Genomic DNA, 20,188 nt, shown 5'->3' on the forward strand with positions numbered 1-20,188 from the left:
ACGAGACCCGTCATGACCTCAGAGCTTGATCGCCTGCCCTTCGGTCCCATCTCCCGCCGCCTGTTCCTTGGCGGCGCGGGCGCTGCCGCCGCAACTTTGTTCATCGGCCAGAACGGCAAGGCCTTTGCCGCCGAGACCGGGCAGAAGGGCGGCACGCTCACCATGGCCGTGTGGCCGGACCCGACCGCGCTGGTGTGCGCCTTCACGTCTTCCGATCAGGTGGTGCTCTCCTCCGCCAAGATGACCGAGGGGCTCGTGGCCTATGGCTACGACTTCCTGCCCCGCCCGCGCCTTGCCACCGCGTGGGAGCCGTCCGCCGACGGTCTGTCCATCAAGTTCACGCTCCGCCAGGGCGTGAAGTGGCATGACGGGACGGACTTCACCTCCGCCGACGTCGCCTTTTCCTTCCTCAACCTGCTGAAGCCGAACCATCCGCGCGGGCGTGGCACCTTCGCCAACCTCACCGCCGTGGACACGCCGGACGCCCACACCGCCATCCTGCGCTTCTCCAAGCCCTCGCCGGTGGTCATGAACGCGCTGTCGGGCATGGAAAGCCCCATCCTGCCCAAGCACATCTATGAGAATGGGGACCCGCTGCGGAACCCGGCCAACAACGCGCCCATCGGCACCGGCCCGTTCAAATTCGTGGAATGGAAGCGCGGCAGCCACATCATCCTGGAGCGCTTCGACGGCTATTGGGCGCAGGAGCGGCCCTATCTCGACCGCATCGTGATGCGCATCATCAACGATGCCGGTGCCCGCGCAGCAGCGCTGGAGACGGGAGAGATCCTGCTCGCCGGCCCCAATCCCGTGCCCTACAGCGAGTTGGCGCGCTTCCGTGCCAATCCGAAGTTCGACGTCGAGACACGCGGTGAGGAGCTTCTCCAGCACGCGCAGGCCATCGAGGTGAACCTGCGCAACCCCATCCTCGCCAAGGTGGAGGTGCGCCAGGCCATCCTTCAGGCGGTCAACCGCGAGGCCATGGCCCGCGCGGTCTGGTATCAGAGCGGCCGTCCCGCCACGAGCCCGATCCCCTATCAGGCCGGCGACCTCAGGCTCGCCAATCCGCCCGCCTATCCCTTCGACGTCAAGAAGGCAGAAGCCCTGCTCGATGCCGCCGGCTATCCGCGCGGCGCGGACAAGATGCGCTTCAAACTGCGCCTCGACTGGCTGCCGCTCGGCGAAGCCAACCTGCGGGCGGCGGAATTCATCAAGCAGTCGCTCCAGCGGGTGGGCATCGACATCACCATCCGCTCCTCCGACCTGCCGACTTACCTCAAGACGATCTATGGCGACTATGATTACGACCTGAACGTTTTCCTCTACGCACCCATCTTCGACCCCTCCATGGGCCTCCAGCGCTTCTACTGGTCGAAGGCGGCCAAGCCGGGCTCGCCCTTCGTGATCGCCAGCGGCTATTCCAGCCCGGAGATGGACAAGATTCTCGAAAGCGCCTCCACGGAGATGGATCCGGCCAAGCGCAAGGCGCTGTTCCACGACTTCCAGCGCCTCGCCATGACCGACCTCCCCGTGCTGCCGCTGCTCGATCTCGATTACACCGCGATCATCAGCAAGCGCGTGCATGGCGTCATGGACATGCCGGAGGGCATCCGCGGCAGCTTCGAGAACGTCTGGCTCTCAGCCTGAGGACGTTTCCCGGACGGGATGCGCCAGCGCGTATCCCGTCTGGCTGCCTAAGAGCCCGTTTGGAAATTCGTGATCCGGGGATTCCTGTTTGTCCGTGCTTATGATTCAAGCTCTGGATGTGGACAGCAGAGCAGCGGGACCGGATGGCCAGGATCGCCCGGAAGACGAAACGCTATCCGTCGGACCTGACGGATGAGGAATGGGAGCGGATGGCGCCGTTGATGCCGGCTCCTGGGCGCCGGGGGCGCCCCCGCGAGGTGGAGTTCCGGGAAGTCATCAATGCGGTGCGCTATCTGGTGCGTTCAGGCGGCGGCTGGCGGATGCTGCCGATCCATTTCGGACACTGGCGCACCGTCTACGGCTGGTTCCGCGAACTGGCGCGCCGCTTTCTGTTCCAGACCATCCACGATGTCGAACTGATGCTCGATCGCGAGCGGGCCGGGCGTGAGGCGAGCCCGACGGGGGCGGTGATCGACAGTCAGACGATCAAGGCGCCGCAAGCCGAAGCCAGGGGCTACGATGCCGGCAAGAAGATCGTCGGGCGCAAGCGCCACATCGCGGTCGACACCGACGGGCGGCTCCTGATGGTCCATCTGACGACCGCGGACATCTCCGACAGTGCCGGCGCACAGATGATCCTCGATGCGATCCGCAGGCGCTGGCCGTGGGTGAAGCATCTCTTCGCCGACGCCGCCTACGACCGGCTCAAGCTCATGGACAAGGCCACCTATCTCGACTTCGTGGTCGAGATCATCCGCCGCCGCGATGGCGTGCAGGGCTTCGAAGTCCTGCCGCGACGCTGGGTCGTCGAGCGCACCTTCGGCTGGATGACCCGATGGCGCCGCCTCGTGCGCGACTATGAGCGCCGCATCGACGTCTCAACGGCGATGATCCTCGTCGCGATGGGCGGAAATCTTGCCCGAAGAAATGCCCATCCGTGAATTTCCAAACGGGCTCTAAGAGGCCGCGGGAAAATCTAACTGCGGACCCGTGCCCGGCGCGGCGCCGCCGCATCACTCCTCGCGGCCGCCGTAAGGCTCTGAACCGCCGGCATGCCGGGCCCAGCGAAGCCAGCCGCGATGAAGGCCACCAGCTCGCGGACGATGGCTTCATCGTCCTGCGTGTCGCACAGGCCGCCCGACTGGCGCTTGAGACGCAGGGAGGTGGGGTCGGCGTCGGTCAGCACCTGCATCACCGCGCCGATGGAGAAATTGTAGCGCCAGTAGATGTCCGCCCGCGACAGATGCGGGGCGGCATCCTGAATGACCCGGACAAAGCGGTGCACCAGCGGGTCCACCCGGTCCACGAAGACGCGGATCGTGTCCTCGCTCGGTCGCGCGCGGACCTGCAACAGCAAGCGGATGAGCGAGCGTCCGCCATTGTCATCGCGGCTCAGTTCGACGATGGGCCGGACCATCACCTCGATGATCTCGGCGATCTTCAGCGCCTTCCCGCCAGCCGCCGCGACCAGCGCCTCGAGCGCGGCCGCGCGGGCGGCGGTATAGGGGGTCATGCGCCGGTCGAGGACCTGCCTGACGAGCTCGTCCTTGGAGCTGAAATAATAGTTCACTGCGGCGATGTTCACGCCCGCGGCTTCTGTGATCTCGCGCAGGGTGGCGGCATCGAATCCGCGCGTGGCGAACACGGCTTCGGCGGCGGCGAGAATGCGCAGCCTCGGTTCCCCGTCGCGTTCCTCGCGTGGAGCGGCGGCAGCGCGACGTGGCTTCTGCAGGCGCGGCCGGGCGACCTCGCTCTTCTGCTCCGCCGGATCGGACGCGCTCATCCCTTCCTCGCTGATGCCCTCGCTCGCAAGGACTTAAGCAGGATCATCCGGTTGGGGCAACCGACACGGCTTCCTCCGCGGCCGCCTCGCCCATAGCGCCCAGCGGCTGTGCGGCTTCCCCACCCCCGCGTGAGGTGATTGCGGAGCGCAGTCAGGCAAGATGCCGGGTGAAAAAGGCCTGCAGCGTCCTGCTGGACATGTCGTACATGCGAGGTTCAGGCGAGCCAGCACATTAATTCGATAAATTTGATTGATTAAATCTTAGAGACTGGCAAACTCCCTCTCCCGCGCCGATCCGCTCGTGATCGCCAGGGCCAAGGAAGCGTTCGCCATGCCTCACCCTCTGTTCGCCCTCGATGCCGCAAACCCTCACCTCGCCAAGGCCATCGCGCTGCGCGAGATCTTCGCGCGCGATGCGGTGGAGCGCGATCAGGAGGGCGGGCGGCCGGAGGCGCAGATTCGCCTGCTGAAGGAGAGCGGCCTGCTGAACGCGCTGATTCCGAAGGAATATGGCGGCGCCGGCGAGCCCTGGTCCACGGCGCTGAAGATCGCCCGGGAATTCGCCAAGGTGGATGGCTCGCTGGGCCACATCTATGCCTACCACTTCAACTCCGTGCACGCCGCCTATGTGCGCGGCACGCCGGAGCAGGCGGCCGATTTCTATCGCCGCTCGGCCGCAGGCAACTGGTTCTGGGGCAATACGGCCAACAGCTTCTCCCGCAGCCTGTTCGGGCGGCGGGATGGGGCGGACTGGATCCTCGACGGCTATCGTCCCTTCACCTCCGGCTCCCATGTGGCCGATTACATTCAGGTGGCCTTCGAGGACGAGGCCACCAACGAACGGCACTTCGCCGCCATCCCCTCAAACAGGGAGGGGCTGACCATCGAGAATGACTGGAACGGCATCGGCCAGCGCCAGACCGGCAGCGGGCGCGTCACTTATACGAACGTGCGCATCCGGTCGGACGAGATCTTCGATTTTCGCGCCAATGAGGCCAAGCCCTTCCAAACGCTGACGCCCTTCCAGCAGCAGAGCGTGCTGCTCAACGTCTTCGTCGGCAGCGCGCAGGGCGCCCTCATCGCGGCGCGCGACTATACGCGCGAGAGTTCCCGCCCCTGGCTGCATTCCGGCGTCGAGCGCCACATCGACGATCCGTGGGTGAAGCGGGTCTATGGGGATCTCTACATCAAGACCAAGGCGGCGACCGCCCTCGCCGATGAAGCCGCCGAGGCGCTCGATGCGGTGTGGGCGCGCGGCCGCGATCTGACAGAGGAAGAGCGCGGCGCCGCCGCCGTGAAGATCGCCGCCGCCAACGTCTATGCCGGCAATGTGGCGCTGGAAGTCACGAGCCAGATCTTCGAGGTGATGGGCGCGCGCTCAGCCACCACCGCTCACGGGTTCGACCGCTTCTGGCGCAACGTGCGCACCCACACGCTGCACAACCCCGCCGAATACAAGACCCGCAACGTGGGCGCCTGGGTGCTCACCGGCGAACCGCCGGCCCCCAGCACGTTCCAATAGGCCGCAGTTTCGGCCCCGCTCCGCTCTCCCCCAGCCTTATCCGAGGACATTCACCGCCATGTCGGGTCCCTTTGTCGACCGCCGTTCTTTCTCCCTCGGCCTTGCCGCTTCCCTTGGCCTCGCACCCCTCGCTGGCCGTGCCGCGTTCGCGGCCGGCGCGGATGCAGGCGGCACGCCGGTGCGCGGCGGGGTGCTGCGTTTTCTCGTGGAGCAGGAACCGACGACGCTCGTCACCATCGCCCACACCGCCGGCCCCTCCACCCGCGTCTCGCCCAAGGTGACGGAGGGCCTGCTGCAATATGGCTTCGACTATGAGCCGAAACCCCAGCTCGCAACCGAGTGGAGCGAGAGCCCGGACGGCCTCACCTATGTCTTCAAGCTGCGTCCCAACGTGAAATGGCATGACGGCAAGGATTTCACCTCCGCCGACGTCGCCTATTCCATCAAGCTGCTCAAGGAAAACCACCCGCGCGGGCGCGCCACCTTCTCGTCTGTCACCGTGGTGGAGACGCCCGATCCGCTCACCGCCATCATCCGCCTGTCGAAGCCGGCGCCCTATCTCTTGGTGGCGCTCGATGCCTCCGAATCCCCCATCGTGCCCAAGCACCTCTATGAGGGCACCGATCCGCTGACCAACAAGAACGCCAGCGCCCCCGTGGGCACCGGGCCGTTCGTGTTCCGTGAATGGGTGAAGGGCAGCCACATCATCCTCGACCGCAACCCCAATTATTGGGACCCCGGCAAGCCTTATCTCGACCGCGTCGTGGTCCGCTTCATCGCCGACCAGAGCGCCCGTTCGGCCGCCTTCGAGACCGGCGAACTGGATCTCGGCGGCGGGCCGCCGGTGCCGCGTTCCGATCTCGCCCGCATTCAGGCCCTGCCGAACATCGGCTCGGACACCCGGGGCTATGAATACAACGGCAACATGACCCAGCTCTTCTTCAACTTCGATACGCCGGTGCTGAAGGACAAGAAGGTGCGCCTCGCCATCGCCAAGGCCATCGACCACAAGAAACTGCTGGACGTCGTGTATTTCGGCTACGGCACCATCGCGCCCTCGCCGCTCGGCGTCGATGTGAAGAAGTTCATCGACCCGAACATCAAGACCTATGGCTTCGATCTGTCTGCCGCCAACAAGCTGCTGGACGAGGCCGGCTATCCGCGCAAGGCCGATGGCACGCGCTTTCCGCTGCGCCTCTATGCCAATCCGTACAACTCCCAGGCCTCCGGGGATTTCGTGAAGCAGGCGCTGGCGCGCATCGGCATTCCGGTGGATTTCCAGTTCTTCGATTTCTCCACCTATCTCCAGAAGGCCTACACGGTCCGCGACTTCGACCTGACGCTGGAATCCCTCTCCACCACGTTCGACCCGACGCCCGGCGTGCAGCGCGTCTACTGGTCCAAGAACTTCAAGATCGGCCTGCCCTTCTCCAACGCCTCCCATTACGACAATCCGGAGGTGGATGCCTTGCTGGAAGCCGCCGCTGTGGAGGCGGACGAGGAGAAGCGCATCGCCATCTGGCGCAAGTTCCAGCAGGTGACCCATGACGACGTGGCGGCCGTGAACCTCATCTCGCCGGCGGGCGTCACCCTCTTCAACAAGAAGGTGAAGAACCACACGCTGGGCGTGACGGGCGTGAACGCCAGCTTCGCCGACGTTTATTTCGAGAAGTGATCCGGCTTTCAGGAGACACATCCATGCCCGGACCGCTGCGCGTCGCAAAGGCGCTCCGTCGCACCGCCCTCCAGGCCGTGCCGACGGTCCTCATCATCGTGATCCTGAATTTCTTCCTGCTGCGCCTCGCCCCCGGCGACGCAGCCGAAGTGATGGCGGGGGAAGCGGGCTCGGCCACCGCCGAGACGCTTGCCGCCCTGCGCAACCGCTTCGGGCTCGATCTGCCGGTGCTGCAGCAACTGGCGGATTATCTCTGGACGCTCGCCCATTTCAGCCTCGGAGACTCCCCGCGCTACAACATGCCGGTGGCAGCCCTCATCGGCCAGCGGCTGCCCAACACGCTGGCGCTCATGGCGCTGGCGCTCGGCCTCGCGCTCGTCATCGGCATCGCGCTGGGCGCCCTCATGGCGAGCTTCGTCGGCCGCCTGCCGGACCGCGTGCTCTCGGTGCTTGCGCTGCTGTTCTATTCCATCCCCAGCTTCTGGATCGGCCTCATGCTGATCGTGCTGTTCTCCGTGAAGCTCGGCTGGCTGCCCAGTGGCGGGGCCGAAAGCATCGGCGCCGGCTATACGGGTTGGGAGGCGTTCGTTGATCGCCTGCGCTTCATGGTGCTGCCGGGCCTGTCGCTGGCCCTGTTCTATGTGGCCATCTATGCCCGCCTGACGCGCGGCGACATGCTGGAAGTACGGGCGCAGGATTATGTGCGCACCGCGCAGGCCAAGGGCCTGCCGCCCTTCGCCGTCACCACTCGCCATGTGCTGCGCAATGCGCTGCTGCCTGTCACCACCATGGCCGGCATCCATCTCGGCGGCCTCATGGGCGGGGCCGTGGTGGTGGAGACGGTCTATAGCTGGCCGGGTCTCGGCCGCCTCGCCTATGAGGCGGTGATGGGCCGCGACTTCAACGTGCTGCTCGGCATCCTCCTTCTCTCGTCCCTGCTGGTGGTCGCGGTCAATGCGTTGATCGACCTCTTCCAGGCCTGGCTCGACCCGCGGATCGAGGTGCGCTGATGACCAAGAGCCAAGCCCTCCCCGCTCCCGCCACGCTGGAGCATCCGTCCTCCGGCCCCGCCGCCCTCCCGGCCGCCGGCACCGGCGATCTCGCCAACTGGCCCAATGTGCACGCCCCCGATGCGGCACGGGCCACCGAACAGGCCGTGGAGCGTCTCGCCCCCTCCGGCCGCCACCGCGCGCTGCGCGCCTTCCTCACCAATCCCAACGCCGTGGCGGGCAGCCTCATTCTCCTCGCCGTGCTGGCCGCCGCGCTCGCCGCGCCCATCCTCTATCCGGACGATCCGCTGGAAATGGCGGGCCGCCCTCTGATCTGGCCGGGCCAGTCGCCGGAATTTCCCCTCGGCACCGATGCCCTCGGGCGTGACGTGGCAGCCGGCGTGTTCCATGGCGCGCGGGTGAGCCTGCTCGTCGGCGCGATGGCGACCATCGTCAGCCTGCTGGCGGGGACGCTGGTGGGCGCGCTCGCCGGCTATTTCGGCGGCCGGACGGATGATGTGCTGGTGAAGCTCATCGAGGTCTTCCAGACCATTCCGGGCTTCATATTGCTCATCGTGCTGGTGGCCATCGCCCAGCCCTCCATTCCCGCCATCACGCTTGCCATCGGCCTCGTTTCCTGGCCCTCGGTGGCGCGTCTCGTGCGGGCGCAGTTCCGTTCGCTGCGGGAGAAGGATTTCGTCATGGCCGCGCGCGGGCTCGGCTACGGGCACGGGCGCATCATCTTCCGCGAGATCCTTCCCAACGCCCTGCCGCCGGTCATTGTCATGGCATCGGTGACGGTGGCCACCGCCATCCTCATGGAAAGCGCGCTCTCCTTCATGGGGCTCGGCGATCCGAACGTGGTGAGCTGGGGCTCCATGATCGGCGCCGGGCGCGAGATGCTGCGCACCGCCTGGTATCTCAGCGCCGTGCCGGGCCTTGCCATCGTCTTCACCGTGCTCTCGCTCAACCTCATCGGCGACGGGCTCAATGACGCGCTGAACCCGCGCCTGTCCGGGGAGCGCCGCTGATGGCCCCGCTGCTCGACGTACGCGATCTCTCCATCGCCTTTCCCCGCGCCACGCCCGTGCGCGGCCTCTCGCTCACCGTGGAGCAAGGCGAAACCGTGGCTCTGGTGGGCGAGAGCGGCTCCGGCAAGTCGCTCACCGCGCTGGCGCTGCTGCGTCTCCTGCCGGCGGGCGCCCGCATCGCCAGCGGCGAGGTGCGTTTCCGGGGCGAAGTGCTCTCCAGCCTGCCGCCGCGCGCCCTGCGGCAGGTGCGCGGGCGCGACATCGCCATGATCTTTCAGGAGCCGATGACCTCCCTCAATCCGGTGGTCACGGTGGGCCAGCAGATCATCGAGGTGGTGCGCCTGCATCAGGGGCTCGGCCGCGCGGCGGCGCGGGCACGGGCCATCGAGCTGCTCGATCTGGTGCGCATTCCCGAACCCCAAAGGCGGGTGGACGAATATCCCCATCAGCTCTCGGGCGGGATGCGCCAGCGGGTGATGATCGCCATCGCGGTGGCCTGCTCGCCGAAGCTGCTCATCGCCGACGAGCCGACCACGGCCCTGGACGTCACCATTCAGGCGCAGGTGCTGGACCTGCTCGACCGCCTGCGCCGCGAGCTCAACATGGCGCTCCTCCTCATCACCCATGACCTCGGCGTGGTGGCCGAATGGGCGGACCGGGTGGTGGTCATGTATGCCGGCCGCAAGGTGGAGGAAGCGCCCTTCGAGACGCTGTTCGGCACGCCGCTCCATCCCTATACGCGCGGCCTGCTCCACGCCTCGCCGCGCCTTGAGACCGGCCTGCACTACACCTCCGGCCGGCTCACCGAGATCCCCGGCAGCATCACCACCGCTGCCGGCGAAGCCGGCTGCGCCTTCGCGCCCCGCTGCGCGCTGGCACGGCCCTCCTGCCGGGTCGTGCCGCCGGATATCCGGCCCGTCGCCGCCGGCCATCTCGTCGCCTGCCCCGTCACCACATCGCGCGAGGTGGATCATGCCGCTGCTGTCGGTTGATGACCTGAAGACCCATTACGACGCCGGCGGCGGCCTCCTGAAGGCAGTGGACGGCGTCTCCTTCGCCATCGCGCCGGGCGAGACCGTCGGCCTCGTGGGCGAGAGTGGCTGCGGCAAGTCCACGCTGGGCAAGACCCTGCTGCGCCTCGTGCAGCCCACATCGGGACGCATCCTCTTCGACGGGGTGGACGTGGGCGCGCTCGGGCAGAAGGAACTTCGCGCCTATCGCCGCAAGGTGCAGATGGTGTTTCAGGATCCCTTCGGCTCGCTCAATCCGCGCCATACGGTGGAGGAGATCCTCTCCGGGCCCCTCGCCGTTCACGGCATCGGTAGCCGGGCAGACCGGCGGCAGCGGGTGCTGGAGGCGCTGGACGGCGTCGGCCTGCCGCGCGATGCCCTGAAGCGCTATCCGCACGAATTCTCGGGTGGCCAGCGCCAGCGCATCGGCATCGCCCGCGCGCTCATTCTGGAGCCGCGTCTCATCATCTGCGACGAGCCGGTCTCGGCGCTCGATCTGTCCATCCAGGCCCAGATCCTGAACCTGCTGGCGGATACGAAGGCGCGGCTCGGCCTCTCCTTCCTGTTCATCTCCCATGACCTGTCTGTGGTCCGCTATTTCGCCGACCGCGTGCTGGTCATGTATCTCGGCCGCATCGTGGAAAGCGGCTCCTGGCAGAGCCTGTGGGAGCGCCCGCTGCATCCCTACACGCGGGCGCTGATGGAGGCGGTGCCGACGCCCGGCCGGCGGCGCCACGCGCCCTCCCTCGGCGGCGACCTGCCGAGCCCGCGCAACGTGCCCACCGGCTGCCGCTTCCATCCACGCTGCCCGCTCGCCAGCGCCCGCTGCGTGGCGGAGGAGCCGGCCCTGCGCGCCGCATCCTCCGGCCATGCGGTGGCCTGCCACCACGCGGACGTGCCCCCGCTTCACTGATCCCTCAAGGAGACCTCATGGTCCAGTATCGCTATCTCGGCCGCAGTGCCCTCAAGGTGTCCCCGCTCGCGCTCGGCACCATGATGTTCGGCGGCCCCACCGACGAGCCCACCGCCCACCGCATCATCGCCAAGGCGAAGGATCAGGGCTTCAATTTCATCGACACCGCCGACGGCTATCAGAAGGGCCAGTCGGAAGTGGTGGTGGGCAACGCCATCCGATCAGACCGCGATTACTGGGTGCTGGCCACCAAGTTCGCCAACAACCACGGCATCGGCCCCAACCGGGGCGGCATCTCGCGCAAGTGGATCACCGAGACGGTGGAGAACAGCCTGCGCCGGCTCGGTACGGACTATATCGACATCCTCTATTTCCACCGCTCGCCCTTCGAGCAGCCACTGGGCGAGGCGGTGCGCGCCATCGCCGATCTCATCCGCGCCGGCAAGCTGCGCTATTTCGGTGTGTCCAACTTCCGCGGCTGGCGCATCGCCGAAGTGGCCAATCTGGCGGATGAGTTCGGCATCGACCGCCCGGTGGCGAGCCAGCCGCTATACAACATCGTCAACCGTTCAGCCGAGGCCGAGGAACTGCCCGCCGCCGCCCACTACGGCCTCGGCATCGTGCCCTATTCGCCGCTGGCGCGCGGCGTGCTTACCGGCAAATACGCCCCTGACGCCGCCCCCGAGGCCGACAGCCGCGCCGGGCGCAACGACAAGCGCATCTACGAGACCGAATGGCGGCCGGAATCGCTGGCGGTCGCCGCCGAGATCAAGCGCCATGCGGAAGCGCGAGGGATTTCTGCCGCGGATTTCGCTCTTGCGTGGGTGCTCAACAACAAACTGGTGACCGCGCCCATCGCCGGCCCGCGCACGGAAGCCCATTGGGACAACTACGTCCGCGCCCTCGACTATCGCTTCACCGCGGAGGATGAGGCGCTGGTGGATCGCCTCGTGCGCGAGGGTCATCCCTCGACGCCCGGTTTCACCGACCCGAGCCATCCCATCGAAGGCCGCGTGCCCTGGACCGGCGGCGTTCCTGCCGCCGCCAAGGTCGAGGCACGCGCGCCCGTGGTGCTGGCCAAGGCCGGCTGAAAGCCGCCGCCGGCATGAACCGGGGGCAATTGCCGGCGGCGGCCCCCTTTCCCGATCCCGTCCGTTTTAAAGGAATGCCGTCATGAGCCTCGTCCTAACCGAAAGGCCGGAGGTCACACCCGGTGCGCCGGCAGCGCCCGTGCTGCGCGGGCCGCTGGACTTTCCCGACAGCCCCCTCTCGCGCTCGGCGCGGCAGCCGCTCATGCTCGGCCTGTTCCTGAACCTTCAGGATATCCGCATCTCCAGCGTGCCCACGTCCAACAGCTGGACCTATGACTACAACGTGGAGCTGGTGAAGAAGGCGGATGCGCTGGGCTTTGATCTCGCCTTCAGCCGGACCCAGTGGCTGCCCAAGGGCGGCTATGACGGGGAGGCCTCTCTCGACAGCTTCGTGGCGCTCGGCGCCATGGCGGCGGTGACGCAGAACATCCTGCTCGTCTCCACCCTGCACGTGCTCTACGGCCCCTGGCATCCGCTGCACATCGCCAAGATCGGCGCCACCTTCGACCATATCGCCAAGGGCCGCTGGGGCATCAACATCGTGACCGGCCACCGGGCCATCGAGCATGAGATGTTCGGCTGGAACCGCATCGAGCACGACCAGCGCTACGAGATGACGGCCGAGTTGTTCGAGGTGCTGCACCGCCTGTGGACGGACACGGAGAACTATTCCCATGTCGGCCGCCTCAATCCGTGGCGGGTGCATAATGGCTACATCACGCCCAAGCCCGCTTATGGCCGGCCCATCCTCGTCACCGCTACGGGATCGCCCGCCGGTATCGACTTCGCCGCGACCCATTCGGACTTGCTGTTCGTGACCTCTCCGGGCGGGGCGCATATCGACAGCGCTCTGGAGACGCTGCCGGCCCACATCGCCACCATCAAGGCCCGCGCCCGGGCGCTCGGCCGGGAGGTGAAGACCATCATCAATCCCGTGGTGGTGAGCCGCTCGACCGAGGAGGCGAGCTGGGCCCATGCCCGCGCCATCGCCGAGAACAAGCCGGGCGCGGACCACGTGCAGTTCTTCCAGAACAACAATTACGACAGCGATGCCTTGGCCTGGCAGGGCCGCAAGGATGCCCGCAACAAGCAGGGCCTTGGACTCGGCGGCAATATCGAGGTGATCGGCACGCCGGAACAGGTGGTGGAGCAGTTCGCCGCCCTGAAAGCGGCCGGCATCGATGGCGTTCAGCTGAGTTTCTATGACTTCCGCGAGGATTTCGACCACTTCACCCGCGAGATCCTGCCCCTGCTCAAGGAGGCCGGCCTTCGACTTTGAACCGGCCGGCGATTGCATCACGCCCCCACTCGCCCTTCGCGGTCGGGGACACTCCATGTGACCCACGGTTGAGATGGCAGCGCGCCCCCGGGCGCCACTGTCATCTCACGCCGCGACGGACGACAAACCGCCGCCAGGCCCGCCACGGGTTGGTCTCAGGCGAACATGACATCCTGATAGGTGGCGTGGATGCTGATCACCACGTCCTGGAAATCGTTATCGGCGATGGCGCTCGCCAGGTCCTCGAAGCCGATCTCCAGGACGTCGCCGCCGGTTTCCGTCCCCGAGAGCACATGGATGTCATGGCCCGGATTCAGTTCGTCGTAGGAGTGGAAGACCGTGGCGCCCGTCAGAACGCCGCGGCTGGCGCTGACGAGGATGGGCGCCGCGCCTGAATCCACATTCGCGGCGCCCGAGCCGTCGGCCGAGACGAACATCAGGTCGTCGGGCAGATCGCCGAAGACATTGTGCCCGTTCTGCACCAGGAAGAAGCCGATGTGCTGATCCGGCCCCGGCGTGCCAAGGGCAATGGCCTTCTGAGCGTTTCCAGACGCAAGGGTATTCGTATAGGCGAGATGGACGTTGGAGATCCTGCCGTCGTCGCCGACGAAATAGTAACCCAGCGTGTTGGCATAGGCCGAGCCGGCGCTTTCCATGTGCATGGTGAAGGACGCGTCGCCATCGCCCATGAGGAAATCCTCGTCCGCGATGCCGTTGACGGCGCCCTTCGCGACCGGCGAGCCCTCGGACAGCGACGGCGTATAATTGACGAAGCTGATGTCCATGTGCGTGGTTCCACCCACCTTGCGCACCGGGGACATGAAGTCACCGCCCGCATAGTCGCCCTTCAGCTCGAACGACACGCTGCCGATGGTCAGCATCGCGCCATCCGCCGTCTTGGTGGAATGGACGGCCGCGGGATCGTAGCGGGCATCCAGAATGTCGAGCGTGCCAGTCTTGCCGAAGCCATAGACGGTGTCGCCTTGCAGATCGGCGAGCTTGTCGCGCAGGATGTTGCGGCCGGAGCCGAAGATGATCGTATCGGCACCGGCGCCGCCGCTGATGATGTCGTTGCCGTTGCCGCCGCTGATCCAGTCGTTTCCGGCCCCGGCGCTGATGACGTTGTTGCCGTCGTTTCCGGTGATCTTGTCGCTGCCGTTGCCGGTGATGATGTTGCTGACCAGCGAGCGCGCATCGCCATGATAGAGCAGCGCGTTGTAGATGTTGCCCTGGGCCTGGTACTGGGCCGTTCCGGCCACCGCTTCGTTGTTGAGATCGGCGATCTGCGCCTTGGAAAAGGTCAGCCACTGACCGGGACGCAGGTCGTCCACCTGATCCTCATTGAAGGCGCTGAGGTCATAGGTGACCGTCGCACCTGCCGTCCAGACGGTGGAGAAGATCTTGCCGGTGCTCGACGCGCCCGTGTTGGGCGCGGGGACGCCATTGATGGTCTCCTGCCCGGTGACCGGATCCCACTTATAGACGTCCGTCGTGCCGACCTTGCTGAAATTGGCGCCGTAGAGCTCCTGCAAGGCGGCGATGTCGAACATCATGTAGCTTTGGGGCGAAGAGCCGGCGATGGCTTCGGTGGAGCCTGCTGTATTCGCGCCGAAATAGCTCGCATAGCTCATGACAGAGAATTCGTTGTCATTGAACTGCGGTGCGAGGGCGCCGTTGAAGCTGCCGTCGTGCCCGTGCTTCAGGCCGAACGCATGCCCCATCTCATGCATGATGGTGTTGAGAGCATCCGTGCCGAAATAGGCAGCCGGCGCCTGGCCGTTCCCGCCCAGCCACGTATCGCCCGCAACGCGGCTGTCGGAACTGGCATAGGGGCCGCTATTGGCCGGAAAGCGGGATTCTGAGCCCGTATCGGTAAATTGAGCAAAACGCAGCGTGGCTTCACTGGCGAGGCCGGACGTCACCTCCCTGAACACCAGATTGGTATAGGACGCCACGAGGCCGAGCGCTGTGCGCACGGCGTCCATCTGGGTTTGGGTGAGGGGAGCGAACTGGGCGAGTTCCTGGGTGTCGGGATAGCCTCCGGCGATGGAGGAATAGTCCGCCGCCGATGTGGGGAAGGCGTAGGTCATGACCGTCGCGGGCTGCGAACCGTTGAAGCTCGTGGTCCAGCGATAATCCATCAGTTCGGACTTCACATTGGGGTCCAGCCCCACTGTGCTGATACTGCCGCTATAGAGCCCGCCCTTCGGCTGGTCGACGATCGTGGACGTGAAGTTTTCCTGCGTATCGGCCATCGCAACATCCCACCGGCAAATCGCGTGCAATCCCCCAAGCGATCATGGTGAAGACATGCCCTGCCCTTGTGGACTGTCAAGCTGGCGGCGGGTCCCCGATCCGCGCCTGCGGCCGCAATACAGCTGCCGCAGCATTGTCAGAAACCACCACGCAGCAAGGCCTTGGCGGATCTCATCTGATCCGCCAAGGCCCCGAGCATTTCAATGGCCATTGATGAAACGCGTCAGCCGGCGCACAGCCTCATTCGCCCGGCTGGAGCGTATGGGACACCTCCGGGTGCGGCACGGCGGCGTCCCCGTGCTGCGTCAACGGCCGGTTGCCCGAGAGCGCCCGCAGCAGCACGTAGAAGACAGGCGTGAGCACGATGCCGAACACGGTCACGCCGATCATGCCCGAGAACACCGCGATGCCCATGGCCTGCCGCATCTCCGCGCCGGCACCGATGGAGGTGACCAGCGGCACCACGCCCATGATGAAGGCGAGCGAGGTCATGAGGATCGGCCGCAGCCGCAGCCGGCTGGCCTCGATGGCGGCCGCCACGGGCTTGCGGCCGGCGAACTCCAGCTCGCGGGCGAACTCCACGATCAGGATGGCGTTCTTGGCCGAGAGACCCACCAGCACCACGAGGCCGATCTGGGTGAAGACATTGTTGTCGCCCCCCGAGAGCCACACACCGGTGAGCGCGGCCAGCAGACCCATCGGCACGATGAGGATGATGGCGAGCGGCAGCATCAGGCTCTCATACTGGGCGGCCAGCACGAGGAAGACCAGGAAGATGGCCAGCGGGAACACCCAGACGGCGGAGTTGCCGGCGAGGATGTCCTGATAGGTCAGCTCTGTCCATTCGAAGGAGAAGCCCTTGGGCAGGGTTTCCCGCGCGATGCGCTCCACCGCCGCCTGCGCCTCGCCGGAGGAGAAGCCGGGCGCCGCCCCGCCGTTCACGTCCGCCGAGAGGAAGCCGTTGTAGCGCATGGCACGCTCGGGTCCCGCCGCGCTCTGCACCTTCAGGAGCGCCGAGAGAGGGATCATCTCGCCCCACTGCGAGCGCACCTTCAACGTGCCGATGTCCTCGGGCCGGGCGCGGAATGGCGCGTCCGCCTGCACCCGCACCGTATAGGTGCGTCCGAAAGCATTGAAGTCGTTCACATAGGCGGAGCCGAGATAGATCTGCATGGTCTCGAACACATCGGTCACGGCGACGCCCAGCTGGCGGGCCTTCACGCGGTCGATGTCGGCGAAGAGCTGCGGCACGTTCACCTGATAGGAGGAGAACAGGCCGGTCAGCTCTGGCGCCTTCATGGCGGCGGCGAGGAAGGCCTTGGTCGCCTCATCGAGCGCCGCATAGCCGCGGCCCGCGCGGTCCTCGATCTGCAGCTTGAAGCCGCCGATGGTGCCGAGCCCCTGCACCGGCGGGGGCGGGAACATGGCAATCATGGCGTCCGGAATGGCCGCATATTGCTGGTTCAGCGCCAGCGCCAACGCGTTGCCCGAGAGGTTCGGCGTACGGCGCTCCTCGAAGGGCTTCAGGCTCACGAAGACGATGCCCGAGTTGGACGAGTTGGTGAAACCGTTGATGGAAAGGCCGGGAAAGGCGATGGCGGATTCAACGCCAGGCGTCTTGAGGGCGATGTCGCTCATCTTGCGGATCACCTCTTCCGTCCGGTCGAGCGTGGCGCCGTCCGGCAGTTGGGCGAAGCCCACGAGATACTGCTTGTCCTGCCCCGGCACGAAGCCCGGAGGCACGGCCCGGAACAGAACGCCCGTGAGGCCGAGCAGCACCACATAGACCACCATCATCAGCGCCTTGTGGCTCACCGCCCGCTTCACCACCGAGCCATAGCCATTGGCACCGCGCACGAAAGCGACATTGAAGCGGCGGAAGAACCAGCCGAGACCGGCATCCATGATGCGCGTCAGCCGATCCTTCGGCGCGTCATGGCCCTTCAGCAGCAGGGCCGACAGGGCCGGCGACAGGGTGAGCGAGTTGATGGCTGAGATCACCGTCGAGATGGCGATGGTGAGGGCGAACTGCTTGTAGAACTGGCCCGTGAGGCCCGTGATGAAAGCGAGCGGCACGAACACCGCCACCAGCACAAGGGCGATGGCGATGATGGGTCCGGAGACCTCCTGCATGGCCTTGTAGGTGGCCGCCCCCGGCTCCAGCCCCTCCTCGATGTTGCGCTCCACATTCTCGACCACCACGATGGCGTCATCCACCACGATGCCGATGGCGAGCACGAGGCCGAACAGGGTCAGCGCATTCACCGAGAAGCCAAACAGGTGCATCACCGCAAAGGTGCCCACGATCGACACCGGCACCGCCAGCAGCGGGATGATGGAAGCCCGCCAGGTCTGGAGGAAGACGATGACCACAATCACCACCAACAGCACCGCTTCCAGCAGCGTATGCACCACGGCGTCGATGGAGGCGCGCACGAACTGGGTGGTGTCGTAGACGATGGAATAATCCACGCCTTCCGGCATGTTCTCCTTGATCTCGGACATCACCCGGCGCACGTCGTCGGCGATGCGGATGGCGTTGGAACCGGGCGCCTGGAACACCGGAACGGCCACCGCCTGCGTGTTGTTGAGCAGCGAACGCAGCGCATATTCGGACGCGCCAAGCTCGATGCGCGCCACATCCTTCAGCAGCACGATCTCGCCATTGGCGCCGCTCTTCACCACGATGCGGCCGAACTCCTCGGCGCTGGCAAGGCGACCCTGCGCATTCACCGAGAGCTGCAGGTCGAGACCGTTCGCTCCCGGCGAGGCCCCCACCACGCCCGCCGCCGCCTGCACGTTCTGCGCCTGGATCTCGCGCACGATGTCGGCGGCGGAGAGGCCGTGCTCGGCCACCTTCTGGGGGTCGAGCCAGATGCGCATGGAATAGTCGCCCGCGCCGAACAATTGCACCTGCCCCACGCCGTCGATGCGGGCGAGGCGGTCCTTCACGTTCAGCACGGCGTAATTGCGCAGATAGGTGGTGTCGTAGCGGTTATTCGGGGAAATGAGATGCACCACCATGGTCAGGTCCGGCGAGGACTTGACGGTGGTCACGCCGAGGCGCCGCACCTCTTCAGGCAGGCGCGGTTCGGCCTGCGAGATGCGGTTCTGCACCAACTGTTGCGCCTTGTCGGGATCCGTGCCGAGCTTGAAGGTGACGGTCAGCGTCATCAGGCCGTCGGTTGTGGCCTGGCTCGACATGTAGAGCATGCCCTCGACGCCGTTGATCGCCTCCTCCAGAGGCGTCGAAACGGTCTCGGCGATCACCTTGGGATTGGCGCCCGCATAGGTGGCGCGGACAACCACCTGCGGCGGCACCACCTCCGGATATTCCGAGATGGGCATGGCGAGCATGCTGATGAGGCCGCCGAGGAAAATCAGGACCGACAACACGCCCGCGAAGATCGGGCGATCAATGAAGAATCTGGACAGGTTCACGGGACCCTCCCGGGCCGGCAGGCGGACATGCGTCATCGCGCGGCCGCCGCGGGCTGCGGCGCCGGATCTGCGATGGGTTGGCGAAATGATAAAAAGTTAGGGCTGCGCCGTGCGTCGGGGGCGGTTGACGCCCGGCGCAGCCCGCTCCCATCCCCGCTTGCGGACGGGGGTGGGAAACCTGTTAACGGTGCCGGGCCGGAGCCATACGGCCTGCGTCGGCGGCACCTTCAGCCGTGCCGGCGGATAAGGCCCGCCGGATCAGGATCTCAGTTGGCGGCAGCCGAGCGGCTTGTCGCCTCAGTCACCTGCATGGGTGCGGTCTCAGGTGTCACGGCAGCGCCGGGGCGGACGCGGTGCAGGCCGTTGACCACCACCCGCTCTCCGGCGGAGAGGCCCCGCGTGACAACGCGCAGGCCGTCCACCGGCGCGCCGAGCGTCACCTCGCGCCATACCGCCTTGTTGTCGGCGTCCACCACGAAGACGAACTTCTTGTCCTGATCGGTGCCCACGGCCCTTTCGCTCACGAGCACGGCGGGCGCCGATTGCGGCTGGCCCATCTCGAGGCGGGCGAACTGGCCCGGCAGAAGATGTCCGTCCGGATTGGCGAAGCGGGCACGCACGCGGACCGTACCGGTGCGCGGATCGACCTGATTGTCCACCAGTTGCATGACGCCAGTCACCGGCGGATTGCCGCCCGCCGTCATCCGCACCGGAATGCGGTCCAGCCGCTCGGTCACGTCGGCGCCTGTGCCAAGCGCGGCGAGGGCCTGGGCGACAGTCGCCTCATCCGCGTTGAAGCTGGCATAGATCGGATCGACGGAGACAAGGGAAGTCAGAAGCTGCGCGCCGGGGCCGGCAGCGATGAGATTGCCCACCGTGATCTCCGACTTGCCGACACGGCCGGCAACCGGCGCGCGGACCTGCGTGTAAGAAAGGTTCAGCCGCGCCACCGTGCGCCGGGCCTCCGCCGCCCGCAGGGCGGCCTGGGCCGCCCGCTGCGTATTGAGACGCTCGTCGAGATCGCGCTGGGACAGGGTGCGGCTCGTGAACAGGCGCTCACCGCGCTCCAGCTCGTTGCGCGCGAGTTCCAGCTGGGCCTCTGCCGAGGCCACCTGCGCGTCCGCCTCATCGAGGGCGGCCTGATAGGGCTCGGGGTCGATGGTCACGAGGAGGTCGCCGGCCTTCACCAGTGCGCCCTCGCGGAAGTGCACAGCCTTGATGGCACCGGCCACCCGCGAGCGCACCTCCACCCGCTCCACCGCCTCCAGACGGCCGGAGAAGCTCTCGTAAAGGCGCGTATCGCGCGCCTCCACGGTCGCAACCGCCACGGGCACGGGGGGCGGGCTTCCTGGGGCTGCGGCAGACGCCGCACCGCCTGCCGGCTTGAGCGCCGAGGGCACGACATAGATCCCGGCACCGATGGCGACCAGTACCACTGCACCAAGCAGCAGGCGCCGGCGCCACGGGGAAGAAGACCGGGTGGACGGGGACGGATCAGACACGCCGGTCACAGCCGGCTCGGACGGGGATACGGAAGCGGTCATCGGGGGT

At 66.5% G+C, this 20,188-nt stretch carries 14 protein-coding genes; 10 read left to right on the top strand and 4 right to left on the bottom strand.

The window, feature by feature from the left end; genetic code table 11:
• Positions 1-12 precede the first annotated feature (12 nt).
• Both AZC_RS13735 and AZC_RS13740 read left to right on the top strand, forming a co-directional pair.
• Positions 13-1,647 carry an ABC transporter substrate-binding protein gene (locus AZC_RS13735; protein ID WP_012171179.1) on the top strand — a complete coding sequence of 545 codons (1,635 nt, stop codon included), beginning with the start codon at positions 13-15 and terminating at the stop codon, positions 1,645-1,647.
• Between the two features lie 116 nt (positions 1,648-1,763).
• Entirely contained in the window at positions 1,764-2,588 is an 825-nt protein-coding gene (locus AZC_RS13740) for an IS5 family transposase (protein ID WP_012171180.1), read from the top strand.
• A 35-nt stretch (positions 2,589-2,623) separates the two neighbouring features.
• On the opposite strand, the gene AZC_RS13745 is transcribed toward AZC_RS13740, so the two are convergent.
• A complete protein-coding gene (locus AZC_RS13745; RefSeq protein WP_012171181.1) occupies positions 2,624-3,430 on the bottom strand; it encodes a TetR/AcrR family transcriptional regulator in 807 nt (268 codons plus the stop codon).
• Positions 3,431-3,761: 331 nt separating this feature from the next.
• On the opposite strand from AZC_RS13745, the gene AZC_RS13750 reads away from it, so the two are divergent.
• The 8 genes from AZC_RS13750 to AZC_RS13785 all read left to right on the top strand — a co-directional run bounded on the left by AZC_RS13750 (position 3,762) and on the right by AZC_RS13785 (position 12,940).
• Complete coding sequence (locus tag AZC_RS13750) at positions 3,762-4,952, top strand: acyl-CoA dehydrogenase family protein (protein WP_043879362.1); 1,191 nt, start codon at positions 3,762-3,764, stop codon at positions 4,950-4,952.
• Positions 4,953-5,010: 58 nt separating this feature from the next.
• The gene (locus tag AZC_RS13755) at positions 5,011-6,627 is read left to right on the top strand and encodes an ABC transporter substrate-binding protein (RefSeq protein ID WP_012171183.1); all 1,617 of its coding nucleotides are present in this window, start codon (positions 5,011-5,013) and stop codon (positions 6,625-6,627) included.
• 23 nt (positions 6,628-6,650) lie between these two features.
• Positions 6,651-7,637: an ABC transporter permease gene (locus AZC_RS13760; RefSeq protein ID WP_043879363.1), complete on the top strand. Its 987-nt coding sequence runs from the start codon at positions 6,651-6,653 to the stop codon at positions 7,635-7,637.
• Positions 7,637-8,647: an ABC transporter permease gene (locus tag AZC_RS13765; RefSeq protein ID WP_012171185.1), complete on the top strand. Its 1,011-nt coding sequence runs from the start codon at positions 7,637-7,639 to the stop codon at positions 8,645-8,647. The genes AZC_RS13760 and AZC_RS13765 overlap by 1 nt, the downstream gene beginning before the upstream one ends.
• Positions 8,647-9,639, top strand: a complete 993-nt coding sequence (locus AZC_RS13770; RefSeq protein WP_012171186.1) for an ABC transporter ATP-binding protein — start codon at positions 8,647-8,649, stop codon at positions 9,637-9,639. Before AZC_RS13765 ends, AZC_RS13770 begins: the two co-directional genes overlap by 1 nt.
• A complete protein-coding gene (locus AZC_RS13775) occupies positions 9,620-10,570 on the top strand; it encodes an ABC transporter ATP-binding protein (RefSeq protein WP_012171187.1) in 951 nt (316 codons plus the stop codon). Before AZC_RS13770 ends, AZC_RS13775 begins: the two co-directional genes overlap by 20 nt.
• A 17-nt stretch (positions 10,571-10,587) precedes the next feature.
• Positions 10,588-11,661: an aldo/keto reductase gene (locus AZC_RS13780; protein WP_012171188.1), complete on the top strand. Its 1,074-nt coding sequence runs from the start codon at positions 10,588-10,590 to the stop codon at positions 11,659-11,661.
• 82 nt (positions 11,662-11,743) lie between these two features.
• Complete coding sequence (locus tag AZC_RS13785) at positions 11,744-12,940, top strand: LLM class flavin-dependent oxidoreductase (protein WP_012171189.1); 1,197 nt, start codon at positions 11,744-11,746, stop codon at positions 12,938-12,940.
• 155 nt (positions 12,941-13,095) lie between these two features.
• Here the strand turns inward: AZC_RS13785 and AZC_RS24445 are convergent, their stop codons facing one another.
• The 3 genes from AZC_RS24445 to AZC_RS13800 all read right to left on the bottom strand — a co-directional run bounded on the left by AZC_RS24445 (position 13,096) and on the right by AZC_RS13800 (position 19,971).
• On the bottom strand, positions 13,096-15,195 hold the full coding sequence (locus tag AZC_RS24445; protein WP_052285933.1) for a M10 family metallopeptidase: 2,100 nt from the start codon (positions 15,193-15,195) through the stop codon (positions 13,096-13,098).
• Positions 15,196-15,436: 241 nt separating this feature from the next.
• A complete protein-coding gene (locus tag AZC_RS13795; protein ID WP_012171191.1) occupies positions 15,437-18,637 on the bottom strand; it encodes an efflux RND transporter permease subunit in 3,201 nt (1,066 codons plus the stop codon).
• A 266-nt stretch (positions 18,638-18,903) separates the two neighbouring features.
• Positions 18,904-19,971, bottom strand: coding sequence for an efflux RND transporter periplasmic adaptor subunit (locus tag AZC_RS13800; RefSeq protein WP_338010007.1), 1,068 nt, complete (start codon positions 19,969-19,971; stop codon positions 18,904-18,906).
• Positions 19,972-20,188: the final 217 nt, after the last annotated feature.

It is taken from the genome of Azorhizobium caulinodans ORS 571, assembly GCF_000010525.1.
In the GTDB taxonomy this organism is placed as follows: Bacteria; Pseudomonadota; Alphaproteobacteria; order Rhizobiales; family Xanthobacteraceae; genus Azorhizobium; species Azorhizobium caulinodans.

What these genes read in the sequence shown, in the direction of transcription:
- AZC_RS13735 (WP_012171179.1), top strand. Translation starts at nt 13, where the DNA reads ATGACCTCAGAGCTTGATCGCCTGCCCTTCGGTCCCATCTCCCGCCGC.
- AZC_RS13740 (WP_012171180.1), top strand. Translation starts at nt 1,764, where the DNA reads ATGTGGACAGCAGAGCAGCGGGACCGGATGGCCAGGATCGCCCGGAAG.
- AZC_RS13745 (WP_012171181.1), bottom strand. Translation starts at nt 3,430, where the DNA reads ATGAGCGCGTCCGATCCGGCGGAGCAGAAGAGCGAGGTCGCCCGGCCG.
- AZC_RS13750 (WP_043879362.1), top strand. Translation starts at nt 3,762, where the DNA reads ATGCCTCACCCTCTGTTCGCCCTCGATGCCGCAAACCCTCACCTCGCC.
- AZC_RS13755 (WP_012171183.1), top strand. Translation starts at nt 5,011, where the DNA reads ATGTCGGGTCCCTTTGTCGACCGCCGTTCTTTCTCCCTCGGCCTTGCC.
- AZC_RS13760 (WP_043879363.1), top strand. Translation starts at nt 6,651, where the DNA reads ATGCCCGGACCGCTGCGCGTCGCAAAGGCGCTCCGTCGCACCGCCCTC.
- AZC_RS13765 (WP_012171185.1), top strand. Translation starts at nt 7,637, where the DNA reads ATGACCAAGAGCCAAGCCCTCCCCGCTCCCGCCACGCTGGAGCATCCG.
- AZC_RS13770 (WP_012171186.1), top strand. Translation starts at nt 8,647, where the DNA reads ATGGCCCCGCTGCTCGACGTACGCGATCTCTCCATCGCCTTTCCCCGC.
- AZC_RS13775 (WP_012171187.1), top strand. Translation starts at nt 9,620, where the DNA reads ATGCCGCTGCTGTCGGTTGATGACCTGAAGACCCATTACGACGCCGGC.
- AZC_RS13780 (WP_012171188.1), top strand. Translation starts at nt 10,588, where the DNA reads ATGGTCCAGTATCGCTATCTCGGCCGCAGTGCCCTCAAGGTGTCCCCG.
- AZC_RS13785 (WP_012171189.1), top strand. Translation starts at nt 11,744, where the DNA reads ATGAGCCTCGTCCTAACCGAAAGGCCGGAGGTCACACCCGGTGCGCCG.
- AZC_RS24445 (WP_052285933.1), bottom strand. Translation starts at nt 15,195, where the DNA reads ATGGCCGATACGCAGGAAAACTTCACGTCCACGATCGTCGACCAGCCG.